The organism is Corynebacterium sp. 401_CJEI (assembly GCF_001076435.1).
In the GTDB taxonomy this organism is placed as follows: domain Bacteria; phylum Actinomycetota; class Actinomycetes; order Mycobacteriales; family Mycobacteriaceae; genus Corynebacterium; species Corynebacterium jeikeium_D.
This window is the reverse complement of sequence record NZ_JVIP01000007.1, coordinates 167-17,951: the sequence shown is the minus strand read 5'-3', so window position 1 is coordinate 17,951 and position 17,785 is coordinate 167. Positions and strand designations below refer to the sequence as shown.

Here is a 17,785-nt window from a genome sequence, read left to right as displayed (position 1 = left end):
TAAGTTGCGCTAGCCCTGATTCCGGAAGTACTCCACAGTACGAGCAACACCCTCGTGAATGCTCATAGCTGGCTCCCAGCCGAGTACCTCACGTGCCCGCGTGGGATCCAATGCCGACCGCGCCACATCACCAGTGCGCGGCGGTGCAAACTCCGGATTATCCTCGGCTTTCGCAGCCTGCGCCACCAACGAGTGCAGCTGCCGATCCGAGGTTTCTACACCGGTGCCAATATTAAAGCGCATCCCGCCACCGACCTCGCCGGATGCGCGGTAGAAAGCATCCACTACATCGTCGACATACACATAGTCGCGGGTATTTCCGCCGTCACCGAACACCTTGGTTGGCTCTCCCGCCAGCAGTCGCTGAGCGAAAATAGCCACCACACCGGCCTCACCGTGTGGATCCTGCCGCGGGCCGTACACATTCGCCGGCGCGATGTGCGAGCATTCGAGCCCGTAAAGATTGCGGAACATATTCAAGTACAGTTCGCCCGTCGCCTTTGAGGCGGCATAGGGGCTCAGCGGATTGACCGGCACGTTCTCCGACACCGGAAGCTCCTCCGGCGTGCCGTAGATGGAACCGCCCGAAGATGTAAACACAACCTTGCGGACACCGTGCTTTCGGGCCGCATCGGCAAGTTTGATTGTGCCAATGATGTTCAGCGTCGCATCCCGCACCGGGTCGGCCACGGAAATCCGCACATCAATCTGCGCTGCGAGGTGGAAAATAACCTCCGGACGGTTTTGCTCGAGCAGCTCGTCCCAGTCCACCTCCAGCACATCGGCGGTTATGAACTCAAAGTCGTCGTTAAGCGATGCCTGCTGGAGGTTTTCCAGCTTTCCGTGGGAGAGATCGTCCAGCGCCGTGACTGCGTACCCTTCAGCCAGCAGCCGGTCAACCAGCGTCGAACCGATAAATCCCGCACCACCCGTCACCAGCGCACGCGGTTTCGCGCTTGCCGACGATTCTGTCATCGCGGTGGCCGGTGATTCGTTCTTGTGCTTCTCCATAGGAAGAACTATAGGCGCTTAGTAAGGAAAGCCGCTTATACGTGTGCCAACCTCACATTGACGGGGTTGATTAGTCTTCCAGGGAATGCGAGATTACTCAGCGCGCTGTGGCAGGTTGACGGTGGAATTGAAGAAAATAACCAAGCCCATCAGGATGGCGATGACCATACCGCCACCGAGCATGACCGGGTAGGTCATCCAGGAGATGGACTCGGAGAGCTTGGTCAGAATTGCTGGGAATGCGAAGCCGATGTAAGTCAGGCAGTAGAAGATACCGGTCAGCCCGGCCATGTCGCGCGGGCCGGCGATGCGCTGTACTTCGTTGAGGCCGGTAAACATGGCCAGGCCGTAGCCGGTGCCCAGCACCAGCGCTGCAATAAACGCCGTCACTGCGGTGGGGTTGGTGGACATCCATGCGGCCATTCCCATGCCGATAACCACAATGCCCATTGCGATCAGCGAGCCGCGGGCGTTGTGCTCGGTTACAAAGCGTGGACCAATCTGCTGAATGCCAAAACCACAGAGCAGCGCAAACAGTGTGACCATCGCGGAGTAGAACACTGGCTGGGAGACGTGGTCCTGAAGCAGAGAAGGAATGATTGCATAGGCAACACCGGCTGCACCGAAGACCCACGGCGCTCCCATCGCGGCGACGAGCAGGAAGCGACGGTTAGTTACCGAAGGGGTGTGTAGAGATTCCCAGACGCTTTCGTGCGGAGCATTGCTGCCGCCCAGGTGCGGCGACTGGCGGGTCTCCGGCACAGCCACAAGACCGAAGATCGTTGGGATGGAAATCAGGATGTGGATGATATAAGCCAACTGCCCCGGCAGCGGTGCGAACTGCGCCAACGTGCCGGCAATACCCGCACCCAGGCCAAAGCCCAAGGTCAACGCCATGGACTGACGCTTCGCGCCCGAGGTGGAAGTGGCCTTGGGGTCAAAGCGTGGATCGGAAAGCTCCTTTACCCACGAGCCGCCCACGGCCATGACAATGCCGACTGCCAGGCCCGAGATAAAGCGACCGGTGAGAATGAGCGGAGCGATGGTCTCGCCCAGCGCGATGAGAGTCGAGCCCAGAATCGAGAGCACCGGCGCGGCGAGCATCACCGGCTTACGGCCGATACGGTCCGAGATTGGGCCAGAAATCAGCAGTGCCGGCGCGATGCCGAGAGCGTAGACCAGCAATAGAAGGTCAATGAACACCGGCGCCAGGTCAGCGTTTTCGCGGTACATCACCATCAGCGGTGTGAATTCATTGCCACCCCACGCGACGGCGAAAACTGCAATTGCGGCGAGCAGCCACAACGGCGTGCCTTTATTGGATTTGGCCCTGCCGTGAGGTACCTCGTTTTCATTGCCGTTAGTTCCTGCGTGAGAAGACATGTCGTTTACTTTACGACGGTCCCCAGCGCCTTACGCACAATGGTGCAGATTTTAAGCCACCGGAGCTAACCACAAGAGGTGTGCCGAGATAGTTGAGCAGGCGGGGCGGGGCAACTGAGTCGGTTAGTGCTGTGGCGACTAGTGGAGTGGTGGCTAATGCGGTGGCGTGCCCAGTTTGGTCACCTCGGGTTGGTCTCGGCACAAATGCCCCTGAAACCTGGGGCTCACACCCCCGTCTCGGGGTGGCATGTTGCCGACCTTGCATCCCTGCCCCATCCGGGGGCAATGACCTTTTCGACACTACATCGTTATTGTTCCGTTACTTCTTTCGTATCTTGCGCCACTTTCGCCGCACTATTCACACAACTTCTGATTATATAATTACAGATTAGTTCAATGTGGGGGTAGCCGAACAGCCATAAAACGCAGATTTCCCCTATTTAAGACAGTCTCACGCACAAACGGCCATCAGCTCGCGCACATCAGGCCGGAAACGGCCCGTCGTTAAGCAGCATCCATTCCACACCCTTTACATACCCCCGATTCCACCTTTTTCAGACATCTAGAAAATGAATTCGGTCACAAACAAAGGAAATCTACCGCCATTCACCAACCCCCATTACCCCCGTTGCCCACTTTTTGTCGTCGCTCGCTGAAGTTCAAACGCTGGTCGCTACCGGTCTGGCTGTGTAAGAATTCGACACCGTCAAACAATCTGTCCATTCCCCAAACGCTGGCTGAGAAAAACCTGGGGCGATTTCTGCACGACCGCTGAGATCGCCAAGGTCCTCGATGGCCGTGCGGACGGGTATGTAAAGAAAGTCTTGTTATTTATGACTACTTCGATCATCGCGACTGATCCCAAGCAGCGCCGCCAGGTGCTCACGGGAACTCTCGTGGGTACGACCATCGAGTTTTATGACTTCCTGATTTACGCTCAGGCCGCAGCTATCGTGCTCGCTCCGCACTTCATCGAGCCGGCTGCACAGTCGAACCCACAGGTCGCTCAGGTGCTCGCCTGGGCAACCCTGGGTATTTCCTTCCTCTTCCGCCCACTTGGCGCTATTGTTGCTGGCCATATCGGTGACCGTTACGGCCGCAAGATGATTCTGGTCTTCACCCTCATCGGCATGGGTGCGGCTACTTTCTGCATCGGCCTGCTACCGACCTATGAATCAATCGGCATCGCCGCACCTATCCTGCTGGTTCTCCTCCGTGTTTTCCAGGGTATTTCCGCTGGCGGTGAATGGGGCGGTGCAGCCCTGATGTCCGTGGAGTACGCACCGAAGGAAAAGCGCGGTCTCTACGGCGCATTCCCGCAGGCCGGTGTTCCGCTGGGTCTGACCCTCGCGACCGGCACCATGCTGATTGTTATGGCAATCGTCGGCGAGGAAGCCTACATGGACTGGGGCTGGCGTGTGCCGTTCCTGCTGTCCTTCATCTTGGTTCTGATCGGTTACATGATTCGCCGTTCCGTTGACGAGTCCCCGGTCTTCCAGGCTATGCAGACTGAGTCTGCCGAGCGTTCCGCTCCGCTGCCGGAGCTCTTCCGCAACCACTGGGGCAAGGTCATCCAGGGTGCTCTGATCTTCGCTGCTCAGCAGGCTACCGGTTACCTCGTGATCGCATTCTTCGGCGCTTACGCACAGAAGACACTGGGCTACCCCGCAACCGTCGCATGGACCGGTACTCTCGTCGCTGGTATTTGCTGGACCATCTTCATGTTCATCGCCGGTGCTTGGTCCGACCGCATCGGCCGCGCTAAGACCTTCATCATCGGCTACGTCGTGATTATGATTTGGGAGGCCGTCATGTGGAGCATCCTGGACCAGGGTCCGTTCCTGTACATCATGACCGTCGCAGTTCTCACCCTGCCACTGGCCCTGACCTTCGGCCCGCAGCCAGCCATGTACTCCGAGATGTTCCCGGCTGAGGTCCGCTACTCGGGCGCTTCCATCGCTTACGCCATCGGCGCCGTCCTCGGTGGCGCATTCGCTCCGATGATTGCCCAGATGATCATGGACGCCACCGGCAACCCGTTCTACATCTCCGTCTACCTGATGGCCATGGCTATCCCGGCACTGATTGCCCTGTTCCTGCTGCCGAAGGGTCTCGAAGACCGAGACCTGATCGAGCACCCGGAAACTAACCTCGACGAAGTTAAGTCGCGCGTCTAGTTCCCACAGCTAAGGGATCTGCCCCACCGAGGGTCTGATTACGCAAGCCGTCGTCAAGCATTGCACAACGCAGCATTTGCTTGACGACGGCTTTTGCGTTTCCACCTTCTTTTTCTCCCGATAACCCGCTTTCTCTTTCCTCGGTCCCGATTTCCTCATGAGTTTCTCAGTCGAAAGCGACTGACAAGCCCCAGATATCCCATTAACGTTGGGTTATGGCACAGAATTCTTCCAGCTCCACGCGAATCCCCCGCCGGCGCTCGACCGACGCTCCGAAGACACTCCCCTCCCGTCCGGAACCGGAAGTGGCACGCGCACTGCAAAAGGTCCTGGACGGCTATTTCCCCGAGGCGCGCGCTGATGTCCGCGCCCTTTTAGAAGACCCCACCCTGCGGCCCACCTCTGGGCTGACCGTGGAGGAGGCCAGGCAGCACACCACCGAGGCGTTGTCCAAGGTGCTTAAGACCGGCATGCCCTATGGTGCTTTCCGCACTGACCAGGGAGGCACAGGAGATACCGGCGGGACACTCTCCGGGATTGAAATGCTCGGCCACACCGACTTGTCGTTGATGGTGAAGTCCGGAGTGCAGTGGGGCCTTTTCGGCGGCGCTGTCAGCAATCTGGGGACTGAGCGTCACAGCGAGTTGGTGCGTGACCTCATTGAGCTGCGGGCTCTCGGCTGCTTTGCGATGACCGAACGCGGCCACGGCTCGGACGTGCAATCACTCGAAACCACGGCACATTACGACCCCGAGACGGAAGAATTCATCCTCAATTCGCCGACAGCTTCCTCTGAGAAATGGTTTTTGGGCAACGCCGCGCGCGATGGGCGCTGGGCTGCGGTCTTTTGCCAGCTCTACACACCAGGACAAGAAGAATCCCATGGTGTGCACTGCATTGTTGCCCGGATCCGCAATGATGATGGTTCGCCTGTCGACGGGGTTGCGATTGGCGACCACGGCACCAAAGGTGGCCTCTTGGGCGTGGACAACGGCACTCTCATGTTCGACCATTACCGCGTGCCGCGGGAGAACCTGCTTAACCGTTTCGCAGATGTCTCGGCCGCTGGCGAGTACAGCAGCGATATTGGCAGCCCCAATGCACGGTTTTTCACGATGCTCGGTGCCCTCGTGCGCGGCCGCGTGACAGTCGGTGCGGCCGCTGGTGCGGCAACCCGCACCGCACTGACCATCGGCACCAAGTACGCACACTTGCGGCGCCAATTTGCTCCCGACGATTCGCTGCCGGAAAAGAAACTCATTGAGCACCGCCAGCACCGAATCCGACTACTCCCCCGCATTGCGCGTTCGTACGGTCTGCAATTTGCCACCAACCTGCTGATCAAGCGGATTCACGACCTCGAAGCGGAAGGGCTGGACCGTGCGAATCTAACCCCGGAGCAGGCTCGCGATCTACGTGAAGCGGAGGCACATGCCGCCGCATTGAAGGTCGCCAACACCGCGCATGCCACCGATGCCATCCAGGAGATGCGTGAGGCCACCGGTGGAGCTGGCTACCTGGCGGAGAACCTGTTGACCATTCTCAAAGAGGACTCTGACGTATTCACTACCTTTGAGGGCGACAACGTGGTGATGTTGCAGCTGGTCACCAAGGAACTTTTGGGTGGTTTTGCCCGGGAGGTACAGAGTTTTTCCAACCTGGAAATGGTGCGCTTCGGCCTCGACAATTTCAGTGGCATTTTGCGCCGTCGCACCGGTGCGGACGCCGTCGTTCAGAACCTCTTGGATGCGCTGACTGACGCTGATGAGTCCTCGCTCTTTGACCCCGCCAGCCAGATGCAATTGCTCATCGAGCGCGAGAATCGACTTCTCAAGTCCCTTGCTCGCAGGCTGCGCCCGGCGCGGAAACTGCCTGTGGAAAAGGCCGCGAAGCTGGTGGACAAGGTCCAGGACCACATGATTTCCTGCGCGTGGGCGCATATCGATCGCATGATTTTGGAAGCGTTCTTTGAAGCTGAATCCACACTCACAGATGAGCGCTCTCAAGAGGTGCTCGAGCAGGTTCGCGATGTGTTCTTCCTGTCGGTGGTCTGCGATAACGCCGGCTGGTTCTTGGAGCAGTCACTGCTCACCGGTACTCGCACCAAGGGCGCGCGGGCGGGCTTGGCCGATCTTGTTGATTCCCTTGGCCCCTGGTCTGAGGTGCTTGTCGACGCCTTCGGTGTCCCCAGCACCATGCTGGATATCCCCATGATGGAGCCTTACGACGCGATGACACCGAAAGCTAAGGCAAACCCGGCTAGTTAGCGTGTTGGCCGGTTGGCCGCTGTGGTGGCTGCTGTGGCGGTGACTGGTGTGAGGTAGCTACGGCCTGGATGCGCAGGTTGGCTACTGCGCCAAGAAACCTTCCAACCCAGCCACAGTGGCCTCTGCCAAGCGCTGACGGCCTTCGTTGGAGGTCAAGAGGGCAATGTCGCTGCTATCACGCATGTTGCCGTATTCGACCAGTGCCTTTGGTTTCGTCGATAGGTTGAGTCCGGTGAGGTCAGCGCGCGGATTCAGCCCCTGGCTACCGAGGTAGTTGGATGGAGCAAAACCGGCTGCGACAAAAGCATCGCGCAGCGCGGTTGCCAGCGCGGTAGATCCCTGCTCGTCATTATTGGCGAGCGGCTGCGAAATCGCAGACACATGGAATCCGCGGTTGCCCTCTCCAGCACCATCTGCGTGAAGGCTCACCACGGCATCGGCGTTGGAGGCATTTTCCTTCTCTGCACGGGCATCGATGCAATCTGCACGACCGGTGTCATCGACGCGGCTGAGCAGCACCTGAGCACCGCGCTGTTCGAGCAGCTGCTTAATTTCCTGCGCCATCAGCCAATTGAACTCATGCTCCGGGAAGCCGTCATTGGAAGCGGTACCGGAGGTATTACATGGCTTCTGGCCACCGCGGCCGTCAGTGACCATCATGTCCGCTGGTGGTGGGGTGCCGGCGTGTCCCGGGTCGAGGTAGATGACCTTGCCGGCTACAGCGCTGGAGCCGTCGGCACGCGAAGTAGCGCGATTAGCTTGCTGTTGTTGTGCATCGCCAGAAGCGACTGCGTCGGGGTTAGCAGAATCAGACATTGCAGACTCCTCATTCGGCGGAGTGGGGTTCGGCATCTGCATAGCCTCTTCTTCAGCTGCCAACGACGTTTGCGTTTCTGTCGACGCAGCTTGCTGAGCGCTTCCTGCTTTGGAAGCCTCCGTGTCGATGGTGCAAGCTACAAGACCGGCTGGCAAAATTGCCGCAGCCACCAAAGCCACAGCTAGTCGTCTTGCTGATCGCTGCACTGCTAGTCCCTGGTGTCCGGGCTGCCGCATAGTGCGTTCTCCTAGTTTCCGCGTACCTGCTATGTGCTGAGTAACAGTAGCAAACACTCGATTGAGAGTCGCCGGCTCCGAGATTTCCTCCCCCTTCGTTTCGGGGAATCACCGCACGTCGGGACGTGTGCAGGATTTTTCAGGACTTATCACCGAGGGGTTTAGTGATTCCCCTTCGCCTGTGCTGCCAAACCCGTAAGCATTAAGTCCACAAGCTTTTCTTGCACACCGGGAAAGTACTGCTCGACCGCTGCAGAGTTAGGAAGGGGACGCGACACCACAGCGAGCCCAAGGTGGAAATCAAGCGGTGCAACGTCCTCCGGGCATAGCCCAGCTGCTTTTGCCTTATCCAGCAGTCGCGTATAGCTCTGACGCAACTCCGTCATTCGCTTTTCGATAATGCCATCAATCTTTTTCGCCTCGCTCCCCAAACTGGTATTGAGATCGCTGAATAATGCCTGGGCAAGTGCCGCAACACTTAATTTCGCGATCGCGTGGACTGCTTCGTGCCAAGCGCCGTCCGGATCGTCGTCAAACTGAGCTACGGCTGCCTCAGTAACCCTGTCGATATCAGCTGCAACACGAGCACTGACTGCGCCGAGAAGCTCAATCCTGCTGGGAAAGTGCCTGCTTGCCGTAGCTACACCGACACCGGCCTCCCTGGCAATCGCACGCATGGATACACCGGCTCCTTGCTCTATCAAGAGTTTTCGCGCTGCTTCCACGATGGCATCACTGTTCATCACTGCATCTTGTCTCACACTTGCATCCTAACAAACGGAACACTATGCTCCACTTTGTAAGTGAAACACTCTGCTCCAGTTAGGAGATAGGCCATGTCAACAGCTACGACTGAGACGAAAAAAGCCTCACCCGCCCCCAAAGCAGTAGCCGTGATCTTCGGTATTCCGCTCGTCATCGGGCTCATGCTCTTCGCGTTCCTGGCACCGACATTTGCCTCCGGCCCGAACGATGTCCCCATTGCGCTGACCGCCCCCGCCCCAATATCCGAACAAATCACCCAAGCCATCGAACACAAAGCTGGCGACGATGCTCCTGATATCCAGGTGATGGACACCCCTGACGCCGTACGCGAGTCAATCCTCAATCGCGAAACTGTTGGCGGCATCGTCATCTCCCCGACGGGCGCTACCGCCTACACCGCTTCAGGCAACGGCGCACCTTACTCGCAGCTTATCGACGGCATTGCGACGACCCTCGAGTCTCAAAACATCCCTGTAGAGCGGGAGGATTTGGCTCCAACCACACAGGATGACCCACAAGCTTCCGGTGTCGCGCTCCTCGGCTTGCCGCTGGCTTTCGGCGGTATCATCTCGGCAGTTATAGCCACCTTCCTCTTCCGAGGTAAGAAGTGGACGAAATTGGGTGTCCTCGCTGGCATCGCAGTCTTCGGAGCCCTCGTGGCAACGTGGATGCTCCACTCTGTCTACGGCACGCTTTCGGGCAGCTTCGGCATGGAATGGCTGGCTATTTCTCTGGGAATCCTGGCTACCTCAATGCTTACCGCCGGGCTTGCGGCCATTATTGGCACTCCCGGTGTGGGCATCGGCGCCATTTTGACGATTTTCTTGGCGAACCCGCTCTCTGGACTGTCCACCGGCCCCTGGCTGCTTCCGGCCGGTTGGTCCACCCTTGGCCAGTGGATGCCCATTGGGGCGACTGGCTACCTAGTCAGGTCACTGTCATTTTTCGATGGCAACGGTGCTGGGGCAGCGTGGTGGGTTCTCATCGTCTGGGTTGCCGCTGGATTCGCTCTCCTCATGTTTGACCGATCCAAAAAATAAAAAACGGGACCCTTTTTAAAGGATCCCGTTTCAAACCGAGCCGCCTGCGAGAATCGAACTCGCGACCTTCTCATTACGAGTGAGACGCTCTACCGACTGAGCTAAGGCGGCACGCACATTGCGCCGAGCTTTCAAGCAAGCAGAAATAACCCTGCACAAAATGTACAAGCGGTAATACTACTGTACTGCCCCCATCGCTACCAAAATGGGGCCTGCAGTCCGCTGCATTAGGCGCGGCTACCGGCTTACCTACGACCAACCTGCCCCGCGATCTGCAATTTAGCCATCAATTCATCCATCAAGACCGTCAACTTCACTGCAGTCACGAGCATGCCGCGCACCTCGGTGACAGCATCGATGGAGGCCAATATCGCCTCCGGCGGAAGGCGTCGGGCTAGCTCCGTGGCTGTCCGACGACGGTCTGGATTTATGAGGTAGACCGCGCCATCGCCAAACTCAGAACCAGCACCAAAGCCCGAATCCCCCGAAGCAGTCTCACCACCACGTTCCGCCCCAAACGCCAGCACCAGGGCGTCACGGTAAAGCCCCATAATGTCGGTCAACGACAGGTCGATCAGATCTGACTCCGCGCGCCTGCGCCGCCGCTTCTGATTTTCCTCCAGCTCCTTGATAACCCCCTTAGAGCCGCGCAGTGCCGCCTGCGCACCCTTGCCGGACGCACCTACGCCCAGTGAGCGCTCGAGGTTCTCCAGCTCCTCAGCCTCTAGTGGCTCCATCCGCCGCTTCACCTCGCCAGCCACTTCGTTGGCTAACTCTCGCGCCGCCAAATACGACTTCGCCGGGTCGAACACGGCCTCTACGAAATCCAGGGCCTTGCCCCGCCAGGCACGCGAGCCCTCATCGGAGACAAAGCCACGCGCACGCCCAATGTGACCGTTGGACACCGTCGCGGCCCAGACCGCTTGCTCGTCGGTAAGCTCTGGCCGCTCGGCGCGCAGGAGGTTTGTGACGTCGTCGATATGCGGCGTCGGCACATAGACGTGGCGGCAGCGCGAACGGAGCGTAACGGAGAAATCCTCCGCGTTCGTCGTTGGTGCGCACATGATGATGACGGTGCGCAGCGGCGGTTCTTCCACCACCTTGAGCAGCGCATTTGAGGCGGATTCGTTGAGGCGGTCGGCGTCTTCGATGATTAGCACGCGACAATCCGCCGTTGTGGGCATCTTGTAGGCCCAGGGCCGCAGCTCGTCCCTCACCGTCGCCACGGAAATGATGGTGCCCTCCGGGCGCACAATCTTGATATCGCCATGTGTTCCCGCCAGCGCCGTCCGGCAGCCCTCGCACTCGCCGCATCCGGGGTTGTCATGCCGCGTGCACAGCAGCGCCGCCGCAAACGCCGTCGCCGTCACCGACCGCCCCGACCCCGCAGGTCCCGTGAACAGCCAGGCGTGCGTCATGTCCGAGTCGCGTGGCACATCGCTTAACGACGACCCCGCGTCCCCACCTTCCGGCGAAACCTCCGCCCCATCGCCTGCCAGCGGTTGACCATTGGCAAAGCGATAATGCGCAGCGCGCACAGCAGCCTGCAGCCGCTGACGAACCCCACCGGTTTCGGGCATACGAGAAAACACGCTGCGCTCTGTCATGGGCTCTGTCATGGCCACAACTCTAGCGCGCCCCACAAGACTCTTGTGAGGTAACTACTCCCTGCAATCCGGGGTTGCCACTAAGGTAGTAGTCATGCAACGGCTCTGGCGAAATCTGAAATGGCTAAGCGGGACAATGTGGCCTGCTTATGCCTCATTTATCTTCGTCTGCAACCTTGTCGGAGCCATGATTGTCGGCTTGTTCCTCGGCATGCTGTTGCCACTGAACCAAGAAACTCACCTGCCGCGGTTGGCTAATGGGGTCATCTATGCCCTGGCTGGTTACCTGGTTCTGGCAATTATTGCGGGAATCGGCACTACTTGGATCCTGTTCAAGCCGTTGTTGAAATGGCAGCGTCATCCGGATATGCACGATCCGCGGCGGGTACGATATCTGGTCATGCGCGTGCCTGTCTATCAGGCACTCTTGGGTACCGTCATCTGGTCTCTGGGCGTGATTGTCTTCAGTGGAGTCGCGTTCGCCTATGACAGCAAGATTGGCCTGATGGTGCTGCTCACCTCGGTGCTCGGTGGCGCCATGGTGGCACTGTTGACCTATCTAATTGCGGAGCGCATGGTGCGTCCGGTTGCTGTGGAGGCGCTGGCGCGTAGGGCCCCGGATTCTTCGCTGGAGCCACCGATTGGCCACCGCCTGCGCCAGACGTGGGTGTTGACCAGCGGTGTTCCAGTGGTAGCAATCCTGCTTGTGCTGATAGGTCAGCGCCGTGGCCTATTCACAGATGACGCGGCAGATTTGCTGCCCACCATCACCGCGCTGGCAATTCTGGCTCTGATTACCGGCTATTTCGGCACGATGTTGGCCACTATGTCCATCGTCGACCCGATTCGTGATCTCACGGGCGCAATTAACAAGGTCCGCCAGGGCCAGGTGGATACGCGCGTGCCTATTTACGACGGCTCCGAGATGGGCGTTCTCCAGGCGGGTTTCAATGAAATGATGCGTGGCCTGCAGGAGCGTCAGCGGGTCCGTGACCTCTTCGGCCGCTATGTCGGGTCTGAGGTCGCCCGTAAGGCTCTGGAAGAAAAGCCAACTTTGGGCGGTGAGAATCGCCTGGTCGCGGTGCTGTTTGTGGATGTAATTGGTTCGACCAACTTCGCGGAGAAGAACTCGCCAGAAGTCGTTGTCCGTGAGCTCAATGCCTTCTTCGACCACGTTGTTGACTGTGTGCACCGCAATAAGGGCATTATCAACAAGTTCCAGGGTGACGCAGCTCTGGCTGTCTTCGGCGCTCCCCTGCCCCTCGACGACACGGCTGGTCACGCCCTCACCGCAGCCCGTGAACTGCGCGAGGAACTGCTCGATCTCCAACTCAGCGCTGGCATTGGCGTCTCCGCCGGTCATGTCGTCGCCGGCCACATCGGTGCTCGTGACCGTTTTGAATACACGGTTATTGGTGACGCGGTTAACCAGGCTGCCCGTCTGACTGAGTTGGCTAAGGACACCCCGGGCCGCGTGCTCGCTACAGCTTCCACTATCCGCCTGGCCAACGAGGACGAGCAGGCTCGCTGGACCACTCTGAAGTCTGTGGAGCTGCGCGGCCGTACGCACATGACGCAGCTTGCGCGCCCGGTGCGCCCGACGCTTGCCGACGAGGCCTAGGGGGCAGCGGACTCGTCGGTCTCGCCAACCTGCGTACCCTCCCACAAATCCTTTACGTTGGAGGAATGACTGACAGCCGCTCCAGCTCTAGCACCAACCCCAGACCTCGCATGCTCGTCCCCGACGCTGCGCGCGGATTCGCTCTTCTCGGCATCGCTATCGCGAACATTGCCACTGCCTGGCTGGTTGCAAGCCCCGAGCTGCCCGGAGCATTCTTCGGCGGCGTCATAAACGACAGCATCGCCGACAAAGCCACCGTGCTTTTTACCGCTGTGACCGCACACAATCGCGGGCTGCCGATGTTCGCAACGCTGCTCGGCTTCGGTGTGGGACTCATCGTCCGCAGTTTGGCCAGGAGAAACTTTCCACGGTCGCGGGCGCGAGTGGTCGTCGTAAAGCGTTACGCGTTCCTGGGGCTGTTCGGCATCGCGCACATGCTGTTTCTGTTCTTTGGCGACATCATGTTTCTCTACGGCATCTGCGGCATCATCCTGGGGCTGCTTATGGGGCTTAGCAACAAAGTGCTGACTATCCTCGCATGGATTGCGCTGACAGTTAATGCGGTATTGAGCCTGCTGTTTTTGGTTTTCACAATTGCGATGCCCGACGTCGGGTTGGACGGTTCCGACATGACCGAGCTCGTCAACGGCGGTGCGATTGAAACAAGTTACCTGGATATGCTCGCCGCGAATCTCGAGGCCCTGACAATGAGCATCACTACTCTGCCGCTACAGCTGTTCCTCTACCTGCCGGTGATGATGATTGGCTTCGTGTGGGCGCGCAAAGGCGTGCTTGACGACGTTGACGCGCACCGTCCCCTGCTTATTCGGTGGCTCGTGGTGGCCGTGATTGTCGCCTTCGGTGTCGGTATCCCTATGGGGTTGGCAGCGATTGGAGTTCTTCCAGCCGGACAGCACATGGCCTTCTTGGTAATTAATAACTTTGCCGGAGTGTTCGCCGGTCCTGGCATCCTAGCCGGGCTGGCGTTGGCGCTGCAGCCGCTCCAGCGACGCCTGAACGAGGGCGCCGCTGTACCAGGTTGGCTGGTGCCGATTGTGGCGCTCGGCAAGCGTTCGATGACCGGCTACCTGATGCAGTCGGTGATCTTCTTTGTGCTGGTGTACCCGTTTATGCTGGATATCCCGCGCGACATGGGCGCGTTCGTGCAAACGCTCATCGCTGTAGGCGTCTGGTTGGTGACACTGTTGGCCGCGTGGGCGATGGAGCGTCGCGGCATGCAGGGGCCGTTTGAGAAGGTGCATCGCCGGCTGTCGTACGGGCCGACAATGCGGGCGGAGTTGGCCGGGGTCGGTGGCCCCAAACCGGCTCCGCAGGATGCGCCGGATGCGCCGGGTGCTGCGGGTTCGGCGGGCACGCCAGGCGCGCCGGGCGCTTAAGACCTACTTGCCCTACTTGCCCCGGCGGGTCGCCTTCACCACTCGCTTGGTGGTGCGCTTGACTGCCTTCCTGGTGGTCTTCTTCGCAGCCTTCTTCGTGGTCTTGCGAGTCGACTTCTTCGCAGCCTTCTTAGTGCCACCATCGGCGGCTTCCTTCGCGCGGCGCTCAGACAGCAGCTCGCAGGCGCGGGCATCGGTCAGAGTCTCAGGCGTATCCCCCTTGCGCAGCGAAGCATTGGTGACGCCATCGGTGACGTACGGACCGAAGCGTCCATCTTTCACCGACATCGGGCGACCGGAGACATCGTTGTCGCCCAGCTGCTTCAGCGGCGGCTTCGCAGCAGCGCGACCGCGGCGCTTCGGCTCAGCGTAGATACGACGCGCCTCGTCCAATGTCACGGTGAAAATCTGCTCTTCGTTAGCAAGTGAACGCGAGTCCGTGCCCTTCTTCAGGTACGGACCGTAACGACCATTCTGAGCAGTAATAACCTCGTTATCGACCGGGTCGACACCGACCTCACGCGGCAGGCTCATCAGCTTCAGAGCCTCTTCCAACGTGACAGTCGACGGCTCCATGGAGGAAAACAGCGAGGCCGTCTTCGGCTTCAGAGTTTCCTCGATGATTTCCGCGGTGCGCTTTTCCTTCTGCTTGGCAGCGGTCTTGGTTTCCCAGTTCTTCTTTCGCTTGCCCTCGGCAGCGCGCTGAGCGTCCTCTTCGGCGCGCTCAGCTGCGATGATCTCCTCAGCCTTGGCTACGACACCTTCGCGCTCTTCATCGGTGACCAGCTCGGTGACGTAGGGGCCGTAGCGGCCATCGCGAGCGACAATCATGCGACCATTGGCCGGGTTAATGCCCAGTTCACGGCCACCCTGCGGCATGGCCAGCAGCTTCTCGGCGGCGGCCAGGTCCAGCTCGTCCGGAGTCATGGCCTCCGGGATGTTGGCGCGCTGCACCTCGTCGGCACCGTTTTCACCGGTACCCGGGCGAGTGCGCTCCAGGTACGGCCCATAGCGGCCAACGCGAACGATGATTGGGTTACCCTCGGCATCGTCGAAAAGGTGGAGAGAATTGACCTTCCGAGCATCAATCGATTCCAGGTTCACGTCGATGATGTTCTTCAGGCCACCGTGGGTCGCAATGGCGTCGGCTCCCTTGTGGCGGTGATCCTTGTCATCACCGAAGTAGAAACCGGTCAGCCAGGTCGTGCGATCCTTATTGCCCGCAGCAATGCCGTCGAGCTCATCCTCCAGCTCGGAGGTGAAGTCGTAGTTGACCAGATCGGAGAACGCTTCCTCCATCAGCCCCACCACGGCAAAGGCCACCCACGAGGGCACCAGAGCGTTGCCGCGGGAGTAGACGTAGCCGCGATCCTGAATGGTCTTGATAATCGACGCGTAGGTCGACGGACGCCCAATTCCCAAGTCCTCCATCTTCTTCACCAAGCTGGCCTCGGTGAAGCGCGCAGGCGGGTTGGTGGAGTGGCTGTCGGCACTGAAGTCCGTGGCCGTCAGGCCCTGGCCTTCAGTCAACTGTGGCAGACGCTTCTCAGCGTTGTCGGCGACCTTGCGGCCGTCGGAAAGCGCGGAGACCTCAACGTATGCCTTGAGGAAGCCCGGGAAGCGAATCGTGCGTCCAGTGGAGGCGAACTCGACGGCGTGCGTGTCGGTGGCGCCAGCGATGGTGACCTTCATGGACGTGCCGCGTGCGTCGGCCATCTGCGAGGCGACCGTGCGCTGCCAGATCAGTTCGTAGAGCTTGAACTCCTCGGCATCCAGCGATCCCGCCAGCTGCCCCGGCGTTGCGAACGTCTCTCCCGCCGGACGAATTGCCTCGTGCGCTTCCTGCGAGTTCTTCACCTTGCGCGAGTACTGGCGCGGCGCATCGGCGACATACTCCGAGCCGTAGAGCTCCAGCGCTTGCTTACGCGCGGCATCGATACCGGCCTTGGACAGCGTCGTGGAGTCGGTACGCATGTAGGTAATGTGACCGTTTTCGTACAAACGCTGCGCCACACGCATCGTGCGCTCAGAGGTGTAATGCAGCTTTCGACCCGCCTCCTGCTGCAGCGTGGAGGTCATAAATGGCGGGTACGGGCGGCGCGTGTACGGCTTCTCCTCCACCGACGCGACCTTGAGCTCAGAGCCCACGAGGTCCGCCGCCAGGGTTTCGGCGAGCTGCTTATCGACGACCCGGATGCCATCGGACTTCTTCAGCTGGCCACGGTCATCGAAGTCTCGGCCCTGCGCTACGCGCTGACCATCAACGCTGGTCAGGGTTGCGACGAATTCCTTCGGCTGGTTGGCGTCAGCAGAAGCCGAGCCGGTGTCCAAAGTTGCGGCGACATCCCAGTACTCGGCGGAGATAAACGCCATGCGTTCGCGCTCACGCTCGACGATGACGCGCGTTGCCACCGACTGCACACGGCCTGCCGACAGGCGCGGCATGACCTTCTTCCACAGCACCGGGGAGACCTCGTAGCCGTAGAGACGGTCGAGGATACGGCGACCCTCCTGGGCGTCAACCAAGTTCTGGTCCAGCTCACGGGTGTTGGCGGCGGCTTCCAGGATGGCCTGCTTGGTGATCTCATGGAACACCATGCGACGCACCGGCACCTTGGGTTTCAGAACCTCCAGCAAGTGCCAGGCAATAGCCTCGCCCTCACGGTCGGGGTCAGTTGCGAGATAGAGTTCGTCGACTTCCTTGAGCTTGGCCTTCAGGTCAGCGACTTTCTTCTTCTTATCAGCGCTGACGACATACAACGGAGCGAATCCGTTGTCGACATTCACACCCAAACGAGCCCAGGGCTCCTTCTTGTAACGAGCCGGAACGTCGGCTGCGCCACGGGGCAAGTCGCGAATGTGGCCCACCGACGCCTCCACGATGTAATCATCGCCGAGATACGGCTGAATCTTGCGAGCTTTCGTCGCCGACTCGACAATTACAAGGCGCTTGAGGCCGTCTGAATTCGCCATAGAAGTTTTTCTATCCTGCAACGTTGAATGTTTTTGACTGTCTAGGTTCTGGTTTTCGTTTAAATCTTGGGGTTCTTGGCCGGACTCTGGCCGGGCTTCAGCTGTGAGAAGCCCGCAATCGGTTCCAACCGGTTCCAATCAGTTCCAATCAGTTCCAACCGGTTCCGATCAGTTCAAATCAGTTCCCGGCCGCGTTCTCCCGGAAGATTATCTGGAAAGAATATGAAGAATATAAGGAATACCGTACACACAATCTAGTTTGTCGCGTGGAATCCTCAAGTATCGGGCGGATTTTGGGTGTGACTGAAGGGGCTGCTGTGGGGGGCTGCTGAGGGAGATACCCGGTGGCCGGCCCGACGACTGCTCTGCGGCTGGCCATGACCATCCCAGTGACTGTCAGCGGCTGGTCACAACAGGCGCAGCAGGCGCAGCGGGCGCGTGATTGCGGGCTGCAAATGTGAAACTGTGTGAGTTTATGACACTTTCAAGCC

Annotated in this window: 11 protein-coding genes and 1 tRNA gene; 5 read left to right on the top strand and 7 right to left on the bottom strand. The window is 59.5% G+C overall.

All coding sequences use genetic code 11. From position 1 onward, the window contains the following. Window positions 1–9: 9 nt before the first annotated feature. Both ADM64_RS01510 and ADM64_RS01505 read right to left on the bottom strand, forming a co-directional pair. On the bottom strand, window positions 10–975 hold the full coding sequence (locus ADM64_RS01510; protein WP_049192996.1) for a GDP-mannose 4,6-dehydratase: 966 nt from the start codon (window positions 973–975) through the stop codon (window positions 10–12). 129 nt (window positions 976–1,104) lie between these two features. After that, window positions 1,105–2,394, bottom strand: coding sequence for an MFS transporter (locus ADM64_RS01505; RefSeq protein ID WP_048732299.1), 1,290 nt, complete (start codon window positions 2,392–2,394; stop codon window positions 1,105–1,107). Between the two features lie 833 nt (window positions 2,395–3,227). On the opposite strand from ADM64_RS01505, the gene ADM64_RS01500 reads away from it, so the two are divergent. Together ADM64_RS01500 and ADM64_RS01495 are read left to right on the top strand one after the other, a co-directional pair. Next, a complete protein-coding gene (locus ADM64_RS01500; RefSeq protein WP_049192966.1) occupies window positions 3,228–4,571 on the top strand; it encodes an MFS transporter in 1,344 nt (447 codons plus the stop codon). A gap of 215 nt (window positions 4,572–4,786) precedes the next feature. After that, the gene (locus ADM64_RS01495) at window positions 4,787–6,838 is read left to right on the top strand and encodes an acyl-CoA dehydrogenase family protein (RefSeq protein ID WP_049192965.1); all 2,052 of its coding nucleotides are present in this window, start codon (window positions 4,787–4,789) and stop codon (window positions 6,836–6,838) included. Window positions 6,839–6,919: 81 nt separating this feature from the next. On the opposite strand, the gene ADM64_RS01490 is transcribed toward ADM64_RS01495, so the two are convergent. Both ADM64_RS01490 and ADM64_RS01485 read right to left on the bottom strand, forming a co-directional pair. Next, window positions 6,920–7,891 (bottom strand): N-acetylmuramoyl-L-alanine amidase, encoded by a 972-nt coding sequence (locus ADM64_RS01490; RefSeq protein WP_016421946.1) that lies wholly within the window; start codon window positions 7,889–7,891, stop codon window positions 6,920–6,922. Window positions 7,892–8,052: 161 nt separating this feature from the next. Beyond that, complete coding sequence (locus ADM64_RS01485) at window positions 8,053–8,652, bottom strand: TetR/AcrR family transcriptional regulator (RefSeq protein ID WP_241486308.1); 600 nt, start codon at window positions 8,650–8,652, stop codon at window positions 8,053–8,055. 75 nt (window positions 8,653–8,727) lie between these two features. Here ADM64_RS01485 and ADM64_RS01480 point away from each other — a divergent pair, with 75 nt between their 5' ends. After that, window positions 8,728–9,696, top strand: coding sequence for a hypothetical protein (locus tag ADM64_RS01480; RefSeq protein WP_016421944.1), 969 nt, complete (start codon window positions 8,728–8,730; stop codon window positions 9,694–9,696). A gap of 38 nt (window positions 9,697–9,734) precedes the next feature. Here ADM64_RS01480 and ADM64_RS01475 read toward each other — a convergent pair. Continuing rightward, a tRNA-Thr gene (locus tag ADM64_RS01475) sits at window positions 9,735–9,807 on the bottom strand. Window positions 9,808–9,941: 134 nt separating this feature from the next. After that, on the bottom strand, window positions 9,942–11,315 hold the full coding sequence (locus ADM64_RS01470; RefSeq protein WP_049192964.1) for a DNA polymerase III subunit delta': 1,374 nt from the start codon (window positions 11,313–11,315) through the stop codon (window positions 9,942–9,944). Window positions 11,316–11,397: 82 nt separating this feature from the next. Between ADM64_RS01470 and ADM64_RS01465 the strand changes: the two genes are divergently transcribed. Beyond that, a complete protein-coding gene (locus ADM64_RS01465; protein WP_193390807.1) occupies window positions 11,398–12,924 on the top strand; it encodes an adenylate/guanylate cyclase domain-containing protein in 1,527 nt (508 codons plus the stop codon). Between the two features lie 65 nt (window positions 12,925–12,989). After that, a complete protein-coding gene (locus tag ADM64_RS01460) occupies window positions 12,990–14,321 on the top strand; it encodes a DUF418 domain-containing protein (RefSeq protein WP_342585525.1) in 1,332 nt (443 codons plus the stop codon). A 12-nt stretch (window positions 14,322–14,333) separates the two neighbouring features. Here ADM64_RS01460 and topA read toward each other — a convergent pair whose 3' ends face one another. Continuing rightward, window positions 14,334–17,294 carry a type I DNA topoisomerase gene (topA, locus tag ADM64_RS01455; protein ID WP_049192961.1) on the bottom strand — a complete coding sequence of 987 codons (2,961 nt, stop codon included), beginning with the start codon at window positions 17,292–17,294 and terminating at the stop codon, window positions 14,334–14,336. Window positions 17,295–17,785: the final 491 nt, after the last annotated feature.

Excerpts from the sequence above, each read along its gene's own strand:
- ADM64_RS01510 (WP_049192996.1), bottom strand. The coding sequence starts at position 975 with ATGACAGAATCGTCGGCAAGCGCGAAACCGCGTGCGCTGGTGACGGGT.
- ADM64_RS01505 (WP_048732299.1), bottom strand. The coding sequence starts at position 2,394 with ATGTCTTCTCACGCAGGAACTAACGGCAATGAAAACGAGGTACCTCAC.
- ADM64_RS01500 (WP_049192966.1), top strand. The coding sequence starts at position 3,228 with ATGACTACTTCGATCATCGCGACTGATCCCAAGCAGCGCCGCCAGGTG.
- ADM64_RS01495 (WP_049192965.1), top strand. The coding sequence starts at position 4,787 with ATGGCACAGAATTCTTCCAGCTCCACGCGAATCCCCCGCCGGCGCTCG.
- ADM64_RS01490 (WP_016421946.1), bottom strand. The coding sequence starts at position 7,891 with ATGCGGCAGCCCGGACACCAGGGACTAGCAGTGCAGCGATCAGCAAGA.
- ADM64_RS01480 (WP_016421944.1), top strand. The coding sequence starts at position 8,728 with ATGTCAACAGCTACGACTGAGACGAAAAAAGCCTCACCCGCCCCCAAA.
- ADM64_RS01470 (WP_049192964.1), bottom strand. The coding sequence starts at position 11,315 with ATGACAGAGCCCATGACAGAGCGCAGCGTGTTTTCTCGTATGCCCGAA.
- ADM64_RS01465 (WP_193390807.1), top strand. The coding sequence starts at position 11,398 with ATGCAACGGCTCTGGCGAAATCTGAAATGGCTAAGCGGGACAATGTGG.
- ADM64_RS01460 (WP_342585525.1), top strand. The coding sequence starts at position 12,990 with ATGACTGACAGCCGCTCCAGCTCTAGCACCAACCCCAGACCTCGCATG.
- topA (WP_049192961.1), bottom strand. The coding sequence starts at position 17,294 with ATGGCGAATTCAGACGGCCTCAAGCGCCTTGTAATTGTCGAGTCGGCG.